Consider the following 18,426-nt stretch of genomic DNA (forward strand, 5'->3'; position numbering starts at 1 on the left):
AGGAGTCAACTATGAGCATTCTCGTTACAGGTGCCACGGGCACGGTGGGTTCACTGATCATTCAGAGGCTGGCTGAGGCCGGTGTCGACGCTAAAGCCCTTGTCCGTCAGGCAGGTAAACGTGAATTCCCCGCAGGGGTCACGGAGGTCGTTGCAGATCTGAGCGATGTCGCTTCAATGCGCGCGGCATTGTCATCCGTACGCACGCTATTTTTGATCAATGCGGTCACGCCCGACGAGGTGACGCAGGCCCTGATCGCGCTCAATCTGGCTCGCGAGGCGGGCATTGAACGTATCGTCTACCTGTCTGTCATTCATTCTGACAAGTTCACTAACGTGCCGCATTTCACCGGCAAGCATACGGTTGAACGCATGATAGAAAGCCTTGATATACCTGCCACCATTCTGCGTCCGGCTTACTTCATGCAAAACGACCTTATGGTGCAGCAGACCATTCAGAGCTATTCAGTCTATCCAATGCCGATCGGATCGGGGGGCGTCTCGATGATCGATGCACGGGATATCGCGGATGTCGCTGTGGCTGAGCTGCTGCGACGCGACAGAGCCACGTCTGCGCTGGAACGCGTCACGCTGGAACTGACCGGGCCGCAGCCGCTCACCGGCGCATCCGTTGCGCAAATCTGGAGTTCCGTTCTGGGCAGAGAGATCACCTATGGCGGTGATGATGTCGCCGCTTTTGAAGAACAGCTCACCTCATATTCTCCGGGCTGGCTGGCCTACGACATGCGCCTGATGATGGCAGGTATCCAGATGCACGGCATGCACTCAGCAGAGGGAACGACTGAAAAGTTACAATCCATTACAGGGCATCCGCTGCGCACCTATGAAGACTTCGTACGCGAATCTGTGGCAGGGAACTAAAACAGCAGGCACCGGGGCGGTTAACTGCCAGGCAGATAGCCGCCCCGATCTGATTATGCCTGTCTGCGTTTCAGGCCAGTAACGACGGCCAAAAGTAAGGCTCCAATCGCTAAGGCACAGGCCAGCCAAAGGGTGTCAGTTAACGCGAATGTATCGACAATGTGGCCTCCGGCCCATGATCCCAGCGCAATCCCTGCATTGAATACACCGACATAAAGCGCAGCCGCGATCTCCACGGCGCGGGGTGCTGCTTTTATCATCCAGGTCATCAGTCCGACAGAAAGCCCGCCGTAAGCCAGCCCCCAGAAGACGAGGACGGCACCTCCGCCCGTGACTGATTGCCCCGCAGTAATGAACAGCAACGGGGTTAAAATCAGTCCTGTCGCAATCACCATCAGCGTGATTGTGGTATGGCGCGCGGCGGTGATACCCGCCAGAAAGTTACCGGCGATACCGGCAATACCGTAGGCGAACAGGATGGCTCCTGTCCATTGCGCATCAAATCCTGACACGTCGGTCAGCAGCGGGCGCACAAACGTAAAGGCCATGAAATGGCTTGTCACCAGCAACAACGTCAGAAGCAAGCCCGCTTGTATTTTGCGGTTGCCAAGTTGATCAATGAACTGGCTGATGTTAGCCGAACCCGCCACGGGCAGCGCCGGAATGACGGCAAGGTGGAGTGCCAGCACCAGTGCGCTGAAAATTGCCATGATGGCAAATGCCCAGCGCCAGCCGATGACGTCGCCAATAAACGCCCCGAGGGGCACGCCCAGTACCGAAGCCGCAGCAACACCGCCAAAGATAATGGATGTCGCCAGGCCAGCCGCGCTCTCCGGAACCAGACGCGATGCCAGACCGCCCGCGATGGCCCATACTCCGCCCATGCAGAAGCCAACCAATATCCGGGCGGCCAGCATGATCATCAGATTCGGTGCCAGCGCGGAGGTAAGGTTTGCTATCACCAGCAACGCCAGCAGACCGCAGAGTATCCGGCGACGATCTATTCCGCCCGAGGCAATGACCACAAAAGGGGCGAATAAAGCGGCCAGCAAGGCTGGCAGGGAAATCATCAAACCCGCATGGCCTGTGGTGATACTGAGCGTCCCGGCGATAGACGTCAGTAAACCCACCGGCAGCATTTCGGTCGTGACCACAGAGAATGTCGCCAGACCCACAGCGAGGACGGGCGTCCACGATGCGCGAGCAGAGGTCATGGTGGAAAATGTATTCATCATTCAGATCCTGTAATGTGCAACGCGCTCAGGCGCGACTGTTCTGCTTTGGCAGGGTTAAATGACTTAAAAATGCCATAAGCACCACCCCGGTTCCGGCACATAAGGCGACGTAGGATCCAGCCCGCGCTCCGGCGTTATCCACCACCTGACCGGCGATGACGGCACCCAGCGCAACGCCGACGTTCAGCCCGGCCAGCAGCCAGGTCATGCCTTCTGTTAACTGATTTTCTGAAACCTGGCGTTCAACCAGCGACATCGCCACGATCATGGTCGGGGCGAAAAACAGGCCTGCCATCAGGAGGGCCATCGCTAACGCCGTAAGATTCGTGACCAGCACCAGCGGGAGAGTGGTGGCGGCGGTGGCCAGCCCGCCCAGCCACAACAGCCGGTGAAGTGGGGTTTTCAGCCTGAGTGAGCCATACAGCAACCCGGACACACACGACCCGGCGGCATAGGCTGATAACACCAGGCTGGCCGCAGCCGGGCGGCCGAGCTGTTCCGCGAAAGCGACGCTGACAATATCAACCGTACCGACAATGACCCCCATCGCCACCATCAGCAGCGTCAACAGTTGCACGCTTGTCATACGGATGACCGAACCCGAGCCAGATATGGCGGAACCGGCCGCGACAAGGGGAGGTTCTGTCCTGCGCTGCATCACCAGAGCAAACACGCCCACAAACAGCAAAAGCGCAGCGAGCAGCAGACCCGCCTGGGGAAACAGCGTAACGGAAAGGCCGATTGAGAGGGGCGGTCCCACAATGAACGTCAGTTCATCAAGCACCGTTTCAAGTGAATAGGCTGTCTGCAAACGGGGCTGCCCCCGGTACAGCGCCGTCCAGCGGGCCCGTACCATGGCAGACATGCTGGGCATAAATCCGGCCAGTAAAGCGCCTAAAAACAGGAGCGCATCAGTGACGTTCCAGTGAGAACCCGCCATCAGGATAAATAACCCGGTGATGCTGATCGCCGTCGCCACAGGCAAAACGCGGCGTTGCCCATAACGATCGACATACCGGGAGATCTGCGGAGACAAAAGGGCGTAGGTCAAAACAAAGGTGGCGGAAACCGCACCGGCCAGGGCATAGCCGCCGCGCTGCTGGGATAACAGCGTGATAATGCCGATCCCCGCCATCGGCAACGGGATCCGTGCGAGGAGTCCGGCAATGACAAAATTGCCGGTTCCAGGTTCAGTAAAAAGGTGTCGGTACAGAGTAGCCATCTTCTTCTCCGGTAGTATTTGCTTGCCATGACGACAACGCGCAGTGACAATACATACAGCGCGTATGAATAGAATCCTATATACATACGCGGTGTTTGTAAATAATCATTCATTCCGTATGTAAGGAGCAAAACATGGTTCGCCGTACCCGTGCCGAGATGGAAGAGACACGAGCCACATTGTTAGCGACGGCCCGTAAAGTCTTTTGCGAATATGGCTATGCTGAAACCTCGATGGATGATCTGACTGCGCAGGCAGGGCTGACCCGTGGTGCGCTTTATCATCATTTTGGTGACAAAAAAGGGTTGCTGGCGGCGGTCGTTGAGCAGATTGATGACGAGATGGATCAACGCCTGCAGGCGATTTCCAATAATGCCGGAGAGCCGTGGGAGGGTTTTTGCCACCGCTGCCGGGCTTACCTTGAGATGGCGCTCGAACCTGAATTTCAGCGCATTGTTTTGCGCGATGCAAAAGCGGTGCTGGGCGGTTCCTCACCTGAATCGCAACGCCATTGTGTTGAATCCATGCAAAGCCTGATTCGCAATCTGATTCAGCAAGGTGTCGTTGAGGACGTTGACCCGGAGGGACTGGCTTCGCTGATTTACGGCAGCCTGGAAGAAGCGGCGTTTTGGATTGCCGACGGTGATGAGAGCAAGACGAGGTTGGAACAAGGCATTACCGCGCTCAACCTGCTGCTTCGCGGATTGCGACGTGTCGGCTGAAACGCATTTTCTTTGGGTGCTGCGCGTTCACTCAAAAATTTCAATCAGCTATTTGGTTTACGAAGTTGTGCTAACGGCGCCCTCCCGGTAGAAGCTGGCAAGAAACATCAATTGGCATCATTTCTGAATGGGCAGCCATTTCGACTAAAGGAAGAATTAATGTCACATTCATCATCAAGAAGAAAAGTTTTAGACATAGAAGGCCTTCTTGCGCACAGAGCGTCACACGCACGGAGTTGCGCTAACCACGTAGCGAATAGATTGGGAATCACCCGAAGCGAGCTATTGATGAAGGTTGAGAAAGATACAGGCGCAAGTCTGATATCGCCGCTTACAGAAGATGAGTTAATGAAAGCGTTTCATTACATGGAAAACCTTTAGGTGCGGCTACTATGAGTGAGGAGCGGACATATAATTTTTAGAAACAGCGCGATTTGAATATGCTAAAAGCAGTAACCACTCATCTGAAGGCTAGACAAAAAAATGCACACCTTTTACGAGCTTGCATATAGATGCACTCATTTTTCATTGTCGATGATAAATGAAGCTGAATCTCAATCATTGGCGCTACTGTCGGAAACGGGTTCTACCCCACCAATAAAAAACTTACAAGCGCTCAACCTGCAAAGGATGATTCATGTAGTAGGAATGTTTTCAGTTTTTGAAGCTCATCTGCAACGAAGACTAAATTGCAGTAACGGTTTTAAAGAGGTAGAGACAATTCTCGAAAATGCAGGTGAATTCGCGTTAAAAGAGGATTTTCATAACTGCTATCTCGCAGTTAACGCGTTAAAGCATGGGGAGGGGAGTAGTTATAAAATCCTGGTCAGTAAAATTCATTCAGTTCATTTCGTAGTAGGAACTCAATCAAATCCAATTTTTGAAGAAGGATATGTAACCGGAATAGAGGGGCTAATAAAAGTTGATGATTCCTTTCTCAAAAGCTGTTTGCAACTTATCGAGAATGTATCTGAAAAAATTGCATTAAACCGGCCTGACTTCACTCCTTAATTCGCGGATTGTCATGCATTGGACAGAATAACTTGAATGTCTGCTATTGGCACACAGCAGACAAACACGTGAAGCTGAAGGTCTGCTGAGAGCGAGGAGCTGAAGCTCTGGGCATAACTCAAGCAGCACAGCTTTTGACAATCCTTTAGAAGTTGTGATTAAGAGCTGGCGGTGAGTTCGTTCTTCTTAGCGAAAAATATAATCACCGGGCTTTAACGATAGCCATGACGAAACCATCCCATCCTTTTTCACCAACAGTCTGTACTGCTGTAGCTTCAAGTCGCTCATCCTCAGAAATCATCTGAACAAACTCTCGCAGACCTTTAACGTTCGGATCATCACTGCTGGAGTCGATTACACCGCCACCGCGCACAGTGTTATCCCCAACGATAACAGTACCTTGTTGCGACAGTTTGATAGCCCATTCAAGATAGTGTGGGTTATTCACTTTATCAGCATCGATAAAAATCAGGTCAAAGGGGGCTTTTAGTGTTGGCAAGACATCAAGAGCTGCCCCAATATGCAACGTAACGCGCTCAGCCAGCCCCGCTTTGTTTATATTCTGGCGAGCAACCTCTGCATGATGCTCGTTGAATTCAATTGTCGTTACGCTTCCATGTGGTGGGAGAGCCCTGGCCATCCATATGGTGCTATAACCCCCAAGCGTGCCTATTTCAAGAACACGGACAGCACGTGACATACGAATGAAAATGGCCAGCATTTTCCCCTGCAAAGCAGATAAATCGTGTGCGGGCAATCCTTGATCTATGTTATTAGCGAGAGTGTATTTTAAATCTGAGTCTTCAGGGGCGAGCTTTTCAGAAAACCAGGCGTCTACCTGTGCCCATTTATCAGAATCTCGCGAAGGATAATCAGGAATTCGCATATGAAATCTATTCTCCTTAAAAAAACCATATGAAATTTTAGCAGACATTTGTTACATCGGTTGGTACGCCTACCGTACTCACTTAAAATGAAGATGGATGAATGTTGTACTCATCAATGTACTAATTTTTGACAGCGTTTTTACGAGATGAGTTGAGACTCTGGGAAATAAAAAATCCACGCAATTGCGTGGATTTTTGTCGGAGCATCAGAGCTATGTTGCCCTGAAGCAGAGGTTAGACGTTGAACAGGAAGTTCATTACGTCGCCATCTTTGACGATGTAGTCTTTGCCTTCTGAACGCATTTTTCCGGCTTCTTTCGCGCCTTGTTCACCTTTGTAGGTGATGAAGTCTTCGAACGCGATGGTTTGTGCGCGGATGAAGCCTTTCTCGAAGTCGGTGTGGATTTTACCTGCGGCTTGCGGGGCGGTTGCGCCGACAGGGATGGTCCATGCGCGAACTTCTTTTACGCCAGCGGTGAAGTAAGTTTGCAGGTTCAGCAGTTCGTAACCGGCGCGGATCACGCGGTTCAGCCCCGGCTCTTCGATGCCCAGTTCTGCCATGAATTCTTCACGGTCAGCGTCGTCGAGTTCTGCAATGTCAGACTCCACGGCGGCACACACTGCTACCACCACTGAACCTTCGGCGTCTGCGATTTTACGCACGATGTCGAGGTAAGGGTTGTTCTCGAAACCGTCTTCGTTGACGTTCGCGATGTACATGGTAGGTTTCAGCGTCAGGAAGCTCAGGTAGCGGATGGCCGCTTTGTCTTCTTCGGACAGATCCAGCGCACGCAGCATGCCCGCGTTTTCCAGCTGTGGCAGACATTTTTCCAGTGCGGCCAGTTCTGCTTTCGCATCTTTGTCGCCGCCTTTGGCGCGTTTCTGCACACGGTGAATCGCACGTTCGCAGGTATCGAGGTCAGACAACGCCAGTTCGGTGTTGATAACGTCGATGTCATCAGCCGGATCCACTTTGTTGTTAACGTGAATGATGTTGTCATTTTCAAAGCAACGTACCACGTGGCCGATAGCTTCGGTTTCGCGGATGTTGGTCAGGAACTGGTTGCCCAGGCCTTCACCTTTAGAAGCGCCTTTCACCAGGCCCGCGATGTCCACGAATTCCATGGTCGTTGGCAGGATGCGCTGCGGTTTTACAATCTCGGCCAGCTGGTCGAGACGCGGATCGGGCATTGGTACCACACCGGTATTCGGTTCGATGGTGCAGAACGGGAAGTTTGCTGCTTCGATACCCGCTTTGGTCAGCGCATTGAACAGAGTTGATTTACCGACGTTCGGCAGGCCGACGATACCGCATTTGAATCCCATGTTTTTCTCACCTTAATATCTTAATAATCAAACGATTAAGTATAACCGCACGATGTAATGACCACAATTCCCCGCATTATACACGAGAACCACATTTATCTCGATCCGCTTGTGACCGGCCCGCCGCGGTGAGCGGATTAAACCTTGCCTCGGTTCCGTCATTTTTAGATACTTGTCACAATTTTTTAACTGAACTGGAAATGTACCGGATGTTTTATGTTTAGCCCGCGTGGTCTGAAGTTATCGCAAGTGAAGAATGAAACGCTGGCCGGATTTGTGGTGGCCGTGTCGATGATCCCGGAAGCGGTCGGTTTTTCGCTGGTGGCCGGATTGTCTCCCATTGTCGGTTTGCACACGGCGTTTATTATCGGGCTGGTGACTGCGCTGTTCGGCGGCAAGCCGGGCATGGTGTCGGGCGCGGCGGGTTCCATCGTGGTTGTGCTGATGAGTCTGGCGGCGCAGCACGGCATGGGGTACGTGCTGTGGGCGACGATTTTTGCCGGTGTGATCCAAATTCTGATTGGCGTGTTTCGCCTCGGGAAGTTTATCCGCCTGGTGCCGCTGCCTGCGGTACACGGCTTTGTGAACGGTCTGGCGATTGTCATTATGCTGGCGCAGTTGCACATGATTGCCGGGCAGGGGCCGCTGATGTACGGGCTGGTGCTGCTGGCGATTGCCGTCGTCGTGCTGTTCCCGAAACTGACCAAAATTATCCCGTCTTCGCTGGCAGCGCTGATTGTTGTCTCCGCCGTGGCGATTGGTTTTAACCTGCATACGCTGCGCGTCGGGGATCTGGCGGATATCTCCGGTGCCTTGCCGCACTTCAGCCTGCCGGTGGTGCCGTTCAACGTGGAGATGCTGAAAGTGGTTCTGCCTTACGCCGTGGTTATCGCCCTGGTCGGGCTGATTGAATCGCTGCTGACCATGACGGTGCTCGATGAAATGGGCAATCAGAAAGGCAACGGCAACCGTGAAAGTATCGCGCAGGGCGCGGGCAATACGATTTGCGGGCTGTTCGGTTGTTTCGCCGGTTGCGCGATGATCGGGCAATCGATCATCAATTTCACCTCCGGCGGTCGCGGGCGGATTTCCGGTACGGTCGGCGCGATTTTGCTGATCCTGTTTGTGGTCAGCCTTTCCGGTTATATCGGTCTGCTGCCGGTGGCGGCGCTGGCGGGCATTATGCTGGTGGTCTGCTACAACACTTTTGAGTGGAGTTCGCTGCGTCGTCTGCGCCGTATGCCAAAAGCCGATGTATTGGTGATGCTGATTGTTACCGTCATCACCATCTTTACCGATCTGGCCGTGGCGGTGATCAGCGGCGTGATTATTTCGGCGCTGGTCTTTGCCTGGCAGCAGGCGCGTATCCGTATCCGTGAGCACAAAACCAAAGGCGATCTGGCAGTGTATAAACTGGACGGGCCGCTGTTCTTCGGCTCTGCCGCGACCTTTGCCGAACTGTTCAACCCTGAAAATGATCCGCAAAACGTGGTGCTGGATTTTGCCGGTACGCGGGTGATGGATTCGAGCGGCGTGGAGGCGATCGATAAGCTGACCGCGCGTTATCTCGAAGCCGGTAAAACCATTCGTCTGCGCCATCTGAGCAATGACTGCGTCAGTCTGCTGAAGAAAGCGGGGCCGTTCTGTTCTCATGAACTTGACGATCCGCAGTATTACGTCGCAGAAGACAGTCTCTGAAATCCCGAAGGTGCCGCTTAATCACGGCACCTTTTTTCATCATGCGTCCCGCCGCTGCGCCTTTAAGATAAACGCTTACAATTCGTGCCAAAAAAGCCACCAAATTCATATCGCTGAAAATTCTGTAATGTTATACCGTTACGCCCGGTTCATTCCGCGCACAGGGCTCACCGCCCGCGCTGCGGATGATTATTTCCTCTGCCGGAGCGGATATGAGCATAAACACAACATCTCCTGCTGATGATGCCAGCAAACCGCTGCGCTTTCAGGCCGCCGCCTCCCATACGCGCTGGCTGAACGGGCTGATCACCGGCGTGATGGTGATCAGCAGCGTGATGTACCTGATATTGCTGATGCTGTATATGGTTGCGCCGGCGTCGGTGTGGCCGTGGGTGACCGGCAATATGATGGCGGCGATGTGGGTATGCGCGGCCTCCCTGCAATGCGCGCGGCGTATCTCCCGCTGGCGTGCGCAACAGTTTGCGCCGGGGGAGGAAGACGTCACGCCGCCAACGCCAGCCGGATTTTCTCAACGTCTGATTTCCCGCCCGTGGATGCGCCCGGTTTTGCGTTATATCGACGCGCACGTCTTCTTTCAGGCATTCCCCGCGGCAGCCGCCTTGCTGCTTATCGCGCTGTTATGGCAACTGCCGCTGCCGGTCAGTGACACCGGTGACGCGGGCTATTTCGCCGGTTCGGTGTTGCTACTCTGCGCTTTTGCGGTGCTGGTGCTGGAACGCCACTGGACATTAAAAAATCCGCTGGAATGGCCGGAGGCGGCAAAACTGGCGCTGATGATGCGCATGATGATTGCCGTCTTTTTACTGAGTGCGCTGGCCCTGATGTTCGCCCGTGGCCCGTCGGTATGGCCGGCACAGCTGCTGCGGCTTACCGGGCTATTACCGGCGCTGGTGGCGCTCGAGCTTTTGCTGCGTGCGCTGATGGCGATGTTTTCGCCGCCGCGTGAGGACAAAGAACCGGAGTTTATTGCGGGCAGTCTGCTGGCCGCGCAAATTTGCTGGCCACCGCGTCCGTTACAGTTTGTGCAAAACGAACTGCATCAGCATTTTGGCATCGATTTGCGCCAGATCTGGGCATTCCATTTTATCCGCCGCGCGCTGCTGCCGCTGGCCGCGTTCCTGATGCTGACCGGCTGGCTGCTGACCGGCATCAGCGAAGTGCCGCTGACCCAGCGCGGCATTTATGAATCCTTCGGTAAACCGGTAGCGGTCAGACAACCCGGTTTACACCTCGGGCTGCCGTGGCCGTTTGGCCGCACGCAGTTTGTCGATAACGGCGAAGTACATGAACTGACCACCGGTTCTGAAGAGCCGCTAACCGCGGTGCCTGCGCAAGTGGCTGACACCGCCGAAGGCCCGGCGCCGGAAAGCGCCAACCGGTTATGGGATTCCGGCCACAGCAGCGACAAATCGCAAATCATCGCCAGCGCCGCCAGCGACCGGCAAAGTTTTCAAATCATGGATATGGATGTGCGCTTCGTTTACCGCGTGGCGATGAACGACGACGCGGCGATGGCGAGCCTGTATCACACCGAAAATATGCCGGTGCTGATCCGCAGTATCGCTAATCAGGTGCTGGTGCATGATTTCTCCTCGCGCACGCTCGACAGTTTGCTGGGCAGCGAGCAGACCCGGCTTGCCGCTGACATCGGCCAGAAAGTGCAACGCCAGCTGGACCAGCTTCACAGCGGCGTGGAACTGCTGGCGACGGTGATTGAATCGATCCATCCGCCTGCGGGCGCGGCGGACGCGTATCACAGCGTGCAGGCAGCACAAATTCTGGCGCAAAGCGCGATTGCCGGTGAGAAAGGACAGGCTGCGCAGCAGCTCAATGCCGCGCAGCAATTTGCCCGTCTGGCGCTCGATGCCGCCAGCGCACAAGGCCACGAAAATATTGTCCGGGCGCAGGTGATGGCGCTGCGCACGAACGCCGATAATCAGGCGTATCAGGCTGGCGGACAATCCTTCCTCACCGAGCGTTATTTCAGCCAGCTGACGCTGGCGATGAAGCCACATCCGAAGGTGTTGATTATCGATCACCGTATCGGTGACGGGACGCCGCCGGTGCTGGATCTGAGAAATTTTACCCTGCCATTTACGCCCGGAGCGGATAAAGCGGCACATCCTGTTAAAGCGGAGACTACCCGGTGAGTGATTCCCAACATCCTGACGGCCACGATCACGACGCACATGGCGGGCATCACCACGCTGCCGGACATCATCACCATCATCATCATCATGGCGGCCCGGCCGCGCCCAAACTCTGGCGGCGGGCGGCGGTGGCTGTCGTGCTGGTGGCGCTGATTGTCGCCACGGCCTGTCTGGTGCAGGTGCGTTCCGGTGAAGCGATGGTCATCACGCGATTTGGTGACCCGGTGCGTGTGCTGTTGCAGCCGGGGCTGGCGTGGCACCTTCCGGTGCCGCTGGAAACCGCCATCCCGGTGGATTTACGGATCCGCACCACGTCGAGCGGTTTGCAGGATGTCGGCACGCGCGACGGCCTGCGGATTATCGTGCAGGCGTATACCGTCTGGCAGGTGAAAAACGATCCTCAGCACGTGCAGCGGTTTATCCGTGCGGTTCAAAATCAGCCGGATATGGCGGCAGCGCAGATACGAACCTTCATCGGGTCGGCGCTGGAAACCACCACCAGCGGGTTTGCGCTGGCCGATCTGGTGAACACTGACGCCAGCAAAATCCGTCTCTCCGGTTTTGAACAGCATCTGCATGACCAGATTGCCCGTCAGCTGCTCGACAGCTACGGCATCGAACTGGTGCAGGTGGGCGTTGAACGCCTGACGCTGCCGTCAGTGACGCTTGATGCCACCGTGGATCGCATGCGGGCAGAGCGTGAAACCATCGCCACCGAGCGTTCAGCCGAAGGTAAACGTCAGGCGGCAGAAATTCGTTCTTCCGCCGAGCGCGAAGCCCGCGTGATGAAGGCCGATGCGTCCGTGAAAGCCGCCAATATCGACGCGCAGGCGCAGGTGCAAAGTGCGGCAATCTACGCCAGCGCCCGTGCCGGTAACCCCGAACTGTACGATCTGCTGCGCTCGCTCGACACGCTCAGCAGCGTGATCACGCCAGGCACCCAGATGGTGCTGCGCACCGATGCCGCGCCGTTCAAACAGCTGGTGGAAGGTCCGCCGGTTTTACCCGCCGCCACTCACGGGCCGCAACCATGAATCCGTTAGCCCGTTTTCAGGGGAATGCCTGGTTTCAGGCGGGGCGCATGGCCTATCTGGCGCTGTTTGCCATGACCCTGATTGCCGCCGCTGACTGGCTGTTCTCCAATGTCCGGCAGATTGAGCCGGATAAACGCGCGGTGGTGATGCGTTTCGGTGCGGTTTCGCGCACGGCGGGCGCCGGGCTTTTACTCGCGTGGCCGGAGCCGCTGGAGCAGGTGGATATTCTGCCCGCCGCTGACCGGGTTATTGAACATCACGTCACCGCCTTGCTGCGCTCAGACATTATCCCCGCCTGGAACAATACCGGCAGCGAGAAAAGTGACGCCGTCGCCGGTGCGGGGTATTTACTGACCGGCGATGCCGGTGTGGTTCAGCTGGATGTGCAGGTGTATTACGTCATCACCGATCCGGTGGCGTATGTGTTGCAGGGCGCGCACGTGCTGCCTGCGCTGGACAGGTTAACCGAGCACGCGGCGGTGGCGATTTGCGCCTCACGGGATCTGGATACCATTCTGGTCGCCAGGCCGGAAATGGCCGGAAACGGCAGCCAGATTGCGCAAAGCCGCGAGCGGTTGCGCGGGGATTTACGTCAGGGGATCAATCAGCAGCTCGCCGCCCTGAGAGCGGCAGGCAGCGATCCGGGTATCGAAGTTCGCCGCGTTGACGTGCAGTCATCGCTGCCCCCTTCAGCGGTGGATGCGTTTAACGCGGTGCTGACGGCCAGCCAGCAGGCGGAACAGAACATCGCCAGCGCCAGCAATGAGGCTGCCCGCGTGCATCAGGACGCCGTGCAGTCTGCGGACCGTGCCTTACAGGTTTCCCATGCCAGAGCCAGCGAACAGATTGCCCGGGCTTCCACCGACACCGCGACCATTGTGCAACTGGCGAACGATCATTCGCCCGAACTGCTGTGGCGTTTATGGCGTGAACGGATGCCGCCAATCCTCGCGCAGGCTGGCAGCGTGACCGCCGTTAATCCTCACGACGACGCGCATCTGATCCTGCCGGGGCCAGACCGTCCATCCTCTCAACCCTGAGGTATTTACCCTGTGACTTCGATGTCTTCTGAAGAACCGTCAGCGAAAAGCGTGCTGCTCACCCGCCATGAGCAGCGGAACATGGCGGTGCAGCTGCTTCTGGCGATGACCGCATTCGGCCTGTTGCTGTGCGGCTGGATCTGGCAGTGGGTGTTTCCGCAACAGCGCGACGTCGGGCAGATTCTGTTTGGCGTGGCGTCCCTGCTGGTGGCGGTGCCGGTATTGCGCTCGGCAATGTACAGTCTGCGCAGCCCGAGTTTGCATGGCGTGACCGATCAACTGATCGCGCTGGCGATGCTGGGTGCCTGGGCGACCGGCGACCTGATGACCGCCGCCTTGCTGCCGGGCATCATGATTTTTGGTCATATTCTGGAAGAGCGCAGTGTGATCGGTTCGCAGGAAGCCATTGATGCACTGAGCCGTCTGACCCGCAGCCGTGCGCGACGCATTCTGCCGGATGGCGGGATTGAAGAAATCGATAATCATCAGCTGCAAACCGGCGATTGCGTGGAAGTGCGCGCAGGCGACCGTTTGCCCGCCGATGGCCGCGTGTTGTCCGGCAGCGCCAGTCTGGATACCGCGCCAATCACCGGTGAATCCGTGCCGCACGAAGCCCGCGCAGGGAACGACGTGTTTGGCGGTGCCATTAATCTGGACGGATTGTTGTCTGTCGAAGTCACGCGAACCGGCGCGGATGCCACGCTGGGCAAAGTGATTGCGCTGATGCAAAAAGCCGAACATGCCAAACCGCCGATCACCCGTCTGCTCGAACGTTATGCCGGGAAATATCTGGTACTGATTTTGCTGATCGCGGCGGCGACCTGGTTTATTACGCGTGATGCACACGCCATGCTGGCTGTGCTGGTGGCGGCCTGTCCGTGTGCGCTGGTGCTTTCCGCGCCCGCGACGGCCATCGCCGGTATTGCTGTCGCCGCGCGCCACGGGATTTTGATCCGAAGCTCAGCATTCCTTGAAGAGCTGGCCGATCTCAACGCCATTGTGGTCGATAAAACCGGCACGCTGACCCACGGTGAACTGCATCTGCAACGCACGGTGCTCCAGGAAAACGAATCCCCGGCAGCGGTGCTTGTTTTGGCGGCCAGTCTCGGCGCGGCGAGCAGCCATCCGGTCAGCCGCGCGCTGGCGAAGTTACTGCCGCGCGAGCAATATTTGCCGCTGGAAGAGGTGTCAGAACAACAGGGCATGGGCGTGCGGGCGCACACCGCGCAGGGCGAGGCTTTGCTGGGACGTCCGGCATTTTTCAGCCACAACAATATCGCGGTCAGTGATGTGCCTGAACATGACGGGCCGCTGGTCGGGCTTTCGCTGAACGGGCATTTTCTCGGCTGGCTGTTGCTGGCGGATTCGTTACGCCCTGAAGCGCAGACCGCGCTGGCCGAACTGCGTCAGCTCGGGCTGCAACGCCAGCTTTTACTGACCGGCGACCGCGCCAGCGTGGCACATCGCATTGCCGGTGAATTGGGCATCAGCGACGTGGTCGCTCAGGCTTTACCGGAAGATAAATTGCATCAGGTGTCTGCGGAAATTGCGCAGGGCTATCGCCCGATGGTGGTCGGGGACGGCATTAACGATTCGCTGGCGCTGAAGGCGGGTGTGGTGGGGATTGCAATGGGCGCGGGCGGCAGTGATATCGCGCTGGCTTCCGCCGATGTGGTACTGATCGGCAGCGATTTGCGCCGTCTCGGCACCTGTGTACGCCTGAGCCGGGCGTGCCGCAGAACGCTGAAAATCAATGTGTTCATCGGGCTGGGCTGGACGCTGGTGGTGATGGCGGCGGCTGCGATGGGGTTGCTCGGCGTGGCGGGCGTGTTGATCGCCGCTCTGCTGCACAATCTCAGTACCTTGCTGGTGCTGGGCAACGCCGGGCGGTTACTGCGTTTCGACGAGCCGCTCTGAACATTATTGCGTCAGAATAAAAAAAGGTGCCGCTGAAAAACGGCACCTTTTTTTTGACGTTTTTGGATTTATCACACCAGCACAAACATGCCGTACGGATGGATTTGCAGGAAGAAATTGTCACCTGCGGTCGGTTGCAGTTGTGTGGCGTTGACCTGCAACAACAACGACTGGCCGTGCCATTCCACCGTCACTTCATACTGCGGCCCCATATAGGCCACGTGGGTGATCACGCAGCGCTGGCTGTCGTCGCCCTGCAAACCCAAGGTGATCGCCTCAGGGCGGACGCCCACCGTACATTGCTGCATGCCCGGTGCGAACGCGGCGGGTTTCGGGATGTGATAGCCGAAAATCTCCACGGTATCGCGGTGCAAATCCGCCGGGAAGACGTTGGCGTCGCCCATAAAACTGGCCATAAAGCGTGACGCGGGCTGGCGGTAAAGCTCCTGCGGCGCGCCAATCTGCATGATTTTGCCTTTGTTCATCACCAGCACGGTGTCGGAAACCGCAAAGGCTTCGCTCTGATCGTGCGTCACGTACAGCGAGGTAATGTTGAACTGCTGTTGCAGCTCGCGGATTTTCTCGCGCATGCTGCGGCGCAGGTTGGCATCAAGGTTACTCAACGGTTCATCGAACAGCAGCACTTTCGGTTTGAGGATCAGCGCGCGGGCCAGCGCCACGCGCTGCTGCTGACCACCGGAAATCTGATCGACGTAGCGATCTTCAAAGCCCTCGAGATCAACCAGCGACAGCGCCTCGCGCACCCGGTCGCGGATTTCAGCTTTCGGACGGCCAAGCATTTTCAGCCCGTAACCGATGTTTTCCCCCAGCGACATGTGCGGAAACAGGGCGTAAGACTGAAACACCATGCAGATGTCACGCTGCTGAATGGAACGGTCGGTAACGTCTTCGCCGTCGATAAAAATGCGGCCTTCAGAGGGTTTTTCCAGCCCGGCGACCATGCGCAGCACCGTGGTTTTACCGCAGCCGGAAGGGCCGAGCAGGGTAACCATTTTCCCTTTCGGGATCGCCAGGTTCAGGCCTTCGAGCACCGTATTGTTGCCAAACCGTTTGGCGACGTTTTTCAGCTCAACAAAGCTTTTGGTGGTTTCTGCCGGTGCGGTGTTAACCGGGTATTCAGTGGTCGTTGTCATGTCAAAGCGCTCCAGAATTATTGGCCGGTTTTGGCTTTTGAGCGGGAAATTCGCGCTTCGCCAACCAGATAGTCAAAGATGAAAATGATCGCCAGCATCACGACGATAAGGATTGAGCCGTAGGCAATTGCCACGCCGTATTCGCCGTCTTCCACCCGGTTGAGGATGTAGGCGGTGGCGACGCGGGTGTCCGGCGTGACCAGGAAAACAATGGCGCTGACGGTAGTGATGGCGCGCACGAAGCTGTAAATCAGCGCCGACAAAATGGCTGGGCGCAATAACGGCAGGAGGATGTACATCACCGTACGCATCGATCCGGCGCGCAGGCTGAGCGAGGCTTCATCCAGCGATTTATCCAGCTGACCCAGCCCGGCGATCCCGGCGCGGATACCCACCGGCACGTTACGCATCACCATGGAAATGATCACGATGGCCGCCGTACCGGTCAGATACACCGGTGCGCTGTTAAACGCCAGAATGTAGGAGATCCCCGCGACCGTACCCGGCACCGCAAAGCACAGCATGGTGCTGAACTCGATGGTTTTTTTGCCACGGAACTGCTGGCGTACCACGATGTAGGCGATGAGCAAACCAAACAGCGCGGTGATCGGTGCGGCAATTCCGGCGTAGAGCAGGGTGTCGAGCAGCGAAGGCCATGCGCCGTCGGAGAAGCCTTGTCCGAACAGTTTGGTGAAGTTGTCGAAGGTCAGGGTGTAATCCACGCCCCAGTTGACGGTAAAACTGCCGTAGAAAATGCTGCCGTAAAGCAGGGCGTTGAAGGCTATCCACACCGCCAGCAGCGCGGTCACGCCCCAGACTAATGTGACCGGCAGCGGCTGAACGTCGCCGCGTGAGGTTTTGCCGGAAATGGTGACGTATGAGCGTTTGCCGATCCACATGTATTGCACGCAGAACACCAGCAGCGAGAACACCAGTAAGATCACGCCGAGCGTACTGGCGGCCTGATAATCCAGCTGTGCACCGGTGATGTAGAAGTAGATTTGCGTGGCGAGCACGTCGAAATTGCCGCCGAGCACCAGCGGGTTACTGAAGTCCGCCAGCGACTGGACGATGACAATCAGAAAGGCGTTCGCCAGTGCGGGTTTCAGCAGCGGCAGAAACACGCGGTGAAAGGTCTGCCAGCGGCTGGCGCGCAGCGTATACGACGCTTCTTCGAGCGACGGATGAATGGTTTTGATGGCCCCGTCGAGGATCATAAACGCCATCGGCGTGAACGCCAGCACCTGTGCCAGCCAGATGCCGGTGAAACCGTACAGCCAGTTGGTGTTGGTCAGCCCGAACCAGTCGACCATCAGTTCGGTGACATAGCCTGAGCGGCCCATCATCAGGGTGACGCCCAGCCCGACGATAAACGGCGGGGTGACAATCGGCAAAATCGAGAAAATACGCCCGATAATCGCCGAGCGTTTGGCAATGCGCGTGGTGTAAATCGCCAGCACCAGCCCGAAGAAGGTACAACCGATCCCGACGGCCACAGAGAGCAGGAATGAGTTCCAGATCACCTGCAAAATATGCGACTGACCGAGTACCGTCATAAAGGCCAGCGGCGCGAAATCTCCGGCGTCGTTGGTGAACATCGGGATGAAAATCGCAATGCTCGGATAAATGATAAACACGCCAATCAGCGCGATGATGCAAATCAGCGAGCCGAGGACGAAGCGGTCGCCGCCCAGCCACTCAAGGCGTGACAGTGCCAGCGAGCAAATTGCGCCGAGGGCAATAAACATCACTATGCTGCCGTAGCCCAGCCCGCGTCCGATAAGCGTGGCACTGACGATCATAAACAGTGCACAAAACACCGACCAGGCGGCATCAAACTGATGACGGCGGCGGGCTTCCAGCCGTTGTGCATGGCGCGGACGGAACAGTAATGCCATCGGCAGGATCAGCCACAGCAGGCTGAGATTCAGCCCCGACCAGCCGTACGCCGCGAGAATTTCATCCTGCGTGGATTCCAGCAGACCGTAGTCCAGACTCCAGGACGGCAGCAGCACAAAAGCGAGCAGAATAAGCCCCAGCCAGCCGAAAACCGGGTCACGGCGTCGGGTGTCAGGCAGGGTTAATGAATGAGACATAGCGTCTCCTTATTAAGAGAAAAAAGGTGTTG

General features: G+C 56.6%; 14 protein-coding genes. 8 read left to right on the forward strand and 6 right to left on the reverse strand.

Features of this window, described 5'->3' with window-relative positions; genetic code table 11:
- Nucleotides 1–11 precede the first annotated feature (11 nt).
- Nucleotides 12–881, forward strand: coding sequence for an NmrA family NAD(P)-binding protein (locus ABSH60_RS19925; protein ID WP_390975492.1), 870 nt, complete (start codon nt 12–14; stop codon nt 879–881).
- A gap of 53 nt (nt 882–934) precedes the next feature.
- On the opposite strand, the gene ABSH60_RS19930 is transcribed toward ABSH60_RS19925, so the two are convergent.
- Both ABSH60_RS19930 and ABSH60_RS19935 read right to left on the reverse strand, forming a co-directional pair.
- Nucleotides 935–2,113: an MFS transporter gene (locus ABSH60_RS19930; protein WP_390975833.1), complete on the reverse strand. Its 1,179-nt coding sequence runs from the start codon at nt 2,111–2,113 to the stop codon at nt 935–937.
- Nucleotides 2,114–2,141: 28 nt separating this feature from the next.
- Nucleotides 2,142–3,338, reverse strand: a complete 1,197-nt coding sequence (locus tag ABSH60_RS19935) for an MFS transporter (RefSeq protein ID WP_390975494.1) — start codon at nt 3,336–3,338, stop codon at nt 2,142–2,144.
- Nucleotides 3,339–3,472: 134 nt separating this feature from the next.
- Between ABSH60_RS19935 and ABSH60_RS19940 the strand changes: the two genes are divergently transcribed.
- Nucleotides 3,473–4,060 (forward strand): TetR family transcriptional regulator, encoded by a 588-nt coding sequence (locus ABSH60_RS19940; protein WP_390975496.1) that lies wholly within the window; start codon nt 3,473–3,475, stop codon nt 4,058–4,060.
- 483 nt (nt 4,061–4,543) lie between these two features.
- The gene (locus tag ABSH60_RS19945; protein ID WP_390975498.1) at nt 4,544–5,071 is read left to right on the forward strand and encodes a hypothetical protein; all 528 of its coding nucleotides are present in this window, start codon (nt 4,544–4,546) and stop codon (nt 5,069–5,071) included.
- 202 nt (nt 5,072–5,273) lie between these two features.
- Here ABSH60_RS19945 and ABSH60_RS19950 read toward each other — a convergent pair whose 3' ends face one another.
- A complete protein-coding gene (locus ABSH60_RS19950) occupies nt 5,274–5,957 on the reverse strand; it encodes a class I SAM-dependent methyltransferase (RefSeq protein WP_390975835.1) in 684 nt (227 codons plus the stop codon).
- 235 nt (nt 5,958–6,192) lie between these two features.
- Nucleotides 6,193–7,284: a redox-regulated ATPase YchF gene (ychF, locus tag ABSH60_RS19955; protein WP_056770762.1), complete on the reverse strand. Its 1,092-nt coding sequence runs from the start codon at nt 7,282–7,284 to the stop codon at nt 6,193–6,195.
- Nucleotides 7,285–7,500: 216 nt separating this feature from the next.
- Here ychF and ABSH60_RS19960 point away from each other — a divergent pair, with 216 nt between their 5' ends.
- From ABSH60_RS19960 to ABSH60_RS19980, 5 genes are all read left to right on the forward strand, one after another.
- Nucleotides 7,501–8,982: a SulP family inorganic anion transporter gene (locus tag ABSH60_RS19960; RefSeq protein ID WP_390975500.1), complete on the forward strand. Its 1,482-nt coding sequence runs from the start codon at nt 7,501–7,503 to the stop codon at nt 8,980–8,982.
- Nucleotides 8,983–9,194: 212 nt separating this feature from the next.
- The gene (gene hflK / locus ABSH60_RS19965) at nt 9,195–11,153 is read left to right on the forward strand and encodes an SPFH domain-containing protein (RefSeq protein WP_390975502.1); all 1,959 of its coding nucleotides are present in this window, start codon (nt 9,195–9,197) and stop codon (nt 11,151–11,153) included.
- Nucleotides 11,150–12,187 (forward strand): SPFH domain-containing protein, encoded by a 1,038-nt coding sequence (gene hflC, locus ABSH60_RS19970; RefSeq protein WP_390975504.1) that lies wholly within the window; start codon nt 11,150–11,152, stop codon nt 12,185–12,187. Before hflK (ABSH60_RS19965) ends, hflC begins: the two co-directional genes overlap by 4 nt.
- Nucleotides 12,184–13,227 carry a protease modulator HflK gene (hflK, locus tag ABSH60_RS19975; protein ID WP_056770752.1) on the forward strand — a complete coding sequence of 348 codons (1,044 nt, stop codon included), beginning with the start codon at nt 12,184–12,186 and terminating at the stop codon, nt 13,225–13,227. Before hflC ends, hflK (ABSH60_RS19975) begins: the two co-directional genes overlap by 4 nt.
- Nucleotides 13,228–13,248: 21 nt before the next feature.
- Nucleotides 13,249–15,144, forward strand: a complete 1,896-nt coding sequence (locus ABSH60_RS19980) for a heavy metal translocating P-type ATPase (protein WP_390975837.1) — start codon at nt 13,249–13,251, stop codon at nt 15,142–15,144.
- Between the two features lie 71 nt (nt 15,145–15,215).
- Here ABSH60_RS19980 and fbpC read toward each other — a convergent pair whose 3' ends face one another.
- Together fbpC and ABSH60_RS19990 are read right to left on the reverse strand one after the other, a co-directional pair.
- Complete coding sequence (gene fbpC, locus ABSH60_RS19985; RefSeq protein WP_390975506.1) at nt 15,216–16,298, reverse strand: ferric ABC transporter ATP-binding protein; 1,083 nt, start codon at nt 16,296–16,298, stop codon at nt 15,216–15,218.
- A 17-nt stretch (nt 16,299–16,315) separates the two neighbouring features.
- The gene (locus ABSH60_RS19990; RefSeq protein ID WP_217202912.1) at nt 16,316–18,394 is read right to left on the reverse strand and encodes an iron ABC transporter permease; all 2,079 of its coding nucleotides are present in this window, start codon (nt 18,392–18,394) and stop codon (nt 16,316–16,318) included.
- Nucleotides 18,395–18,426: the final 32 nt, after the last annotated feature.

It is taken from the genome of Rahnella sp. R3(2024), from assembly GCF_042920125.1.
Lineage (GTDB): Bacteria > Pseudomonadota > Gammaproteobacteria > Enterobacterales > Enterobacteriaceae > Rahnella > Rahnella rivi.

Excerpts from the sequence above, each read along its gene's own strand:
- ABSH60_RS19925 (WP_390975492.1), top strand. The coding sequence starts at position 12 with ATGAGCATTCTCGTTACAGGTGCCACGGGCACGGTGGGTTCACTGATC.
- ABSH60_RS19930 (WP_390975833.1), bottom strand. The coding sequence starts at position 2,113 with ATGAATACATTTTCCACCATGACCTCTGCTCGCGCATCGTGGACGCCC.
- ABSH60_RS19935 (WP_390975494.1), bottom strand. The coding sequence starts at position 3,338 with ATGGCTACTCTGTACCGACACCTTTTTACTGAACCTGGAACCGGCAAT.
- ABSH60_RS19940 (WP_390975496.1), top strand. The coding sequence starts at position 3,473 with ATGGTTCGCCGTACCCGTGCCGAGATGGAAGAGACACGAGCCACATTG.
- ABSH60_RS19945 (WP_390975498.1), top strand. The coding sequence starts at position 4,544 with ATGCACACCTTTTACGAGCTTGCATATAGATGCACTCATTTTTCATTG.
- ABSH60_RS19950 (WP_390975835.1), bottom strand. The coding sequence starts at position 5,957 with ATGCGAATTCCTGATTATCCTTCGCGAGATTCTGATAAATGGGCACAG.
- ychF (WP_056770762.1), bottom strand. The coding sequence starts at position 7,284 with ATGGGATTCAAATGCGGTATCGTCGGCCTGCCGAACGTCGGTAAATCA.
- ABSH60_RS19960 (WP_390975500.1), top strand. The coding sequence starts at position 7,501 with ATGTTTAGCCCGCGTGGTCTGAAGTTATCGCAAGTGAAGAATGAAACG.
- hflK (WP_390975502.1), top strand. The coding sequence starts at position 9,195 with ATGAGCATAAACACAACATCTCCTGCTGATGATGCCAGCAAACCGCTG.
- hflK (WP_056770752.1), top strand. The coding sequence starts at position 12,184 with ATGAATCCGTTAGCCCGTTTTCAGGGGAATGCCTGGTTTCAGGCGGGG.
- ABSH60_RS19980 (WP_390975837.1), top strand. The coding sequence starts at position 13,249 with ATGTCTTCTGAAGAACCGTCAGCGAAAAGCGTGCTGCTCACCCGCCAT.
- fbpC (WP_390975506.1), bottom strand. The coding sequence starts at position 16,298 with ATGACAACGACCACTGAATACCCGGTTAACACCGCACCGGCAGAAACC.
- ABSH60_RS19990 (WP_217202912.1), bottom strand. The coding sequence starts at position 18,394 with ATGTCTCATTCATTAACCCTGCCTGACACCCGACGCCGTGACCCGGTT.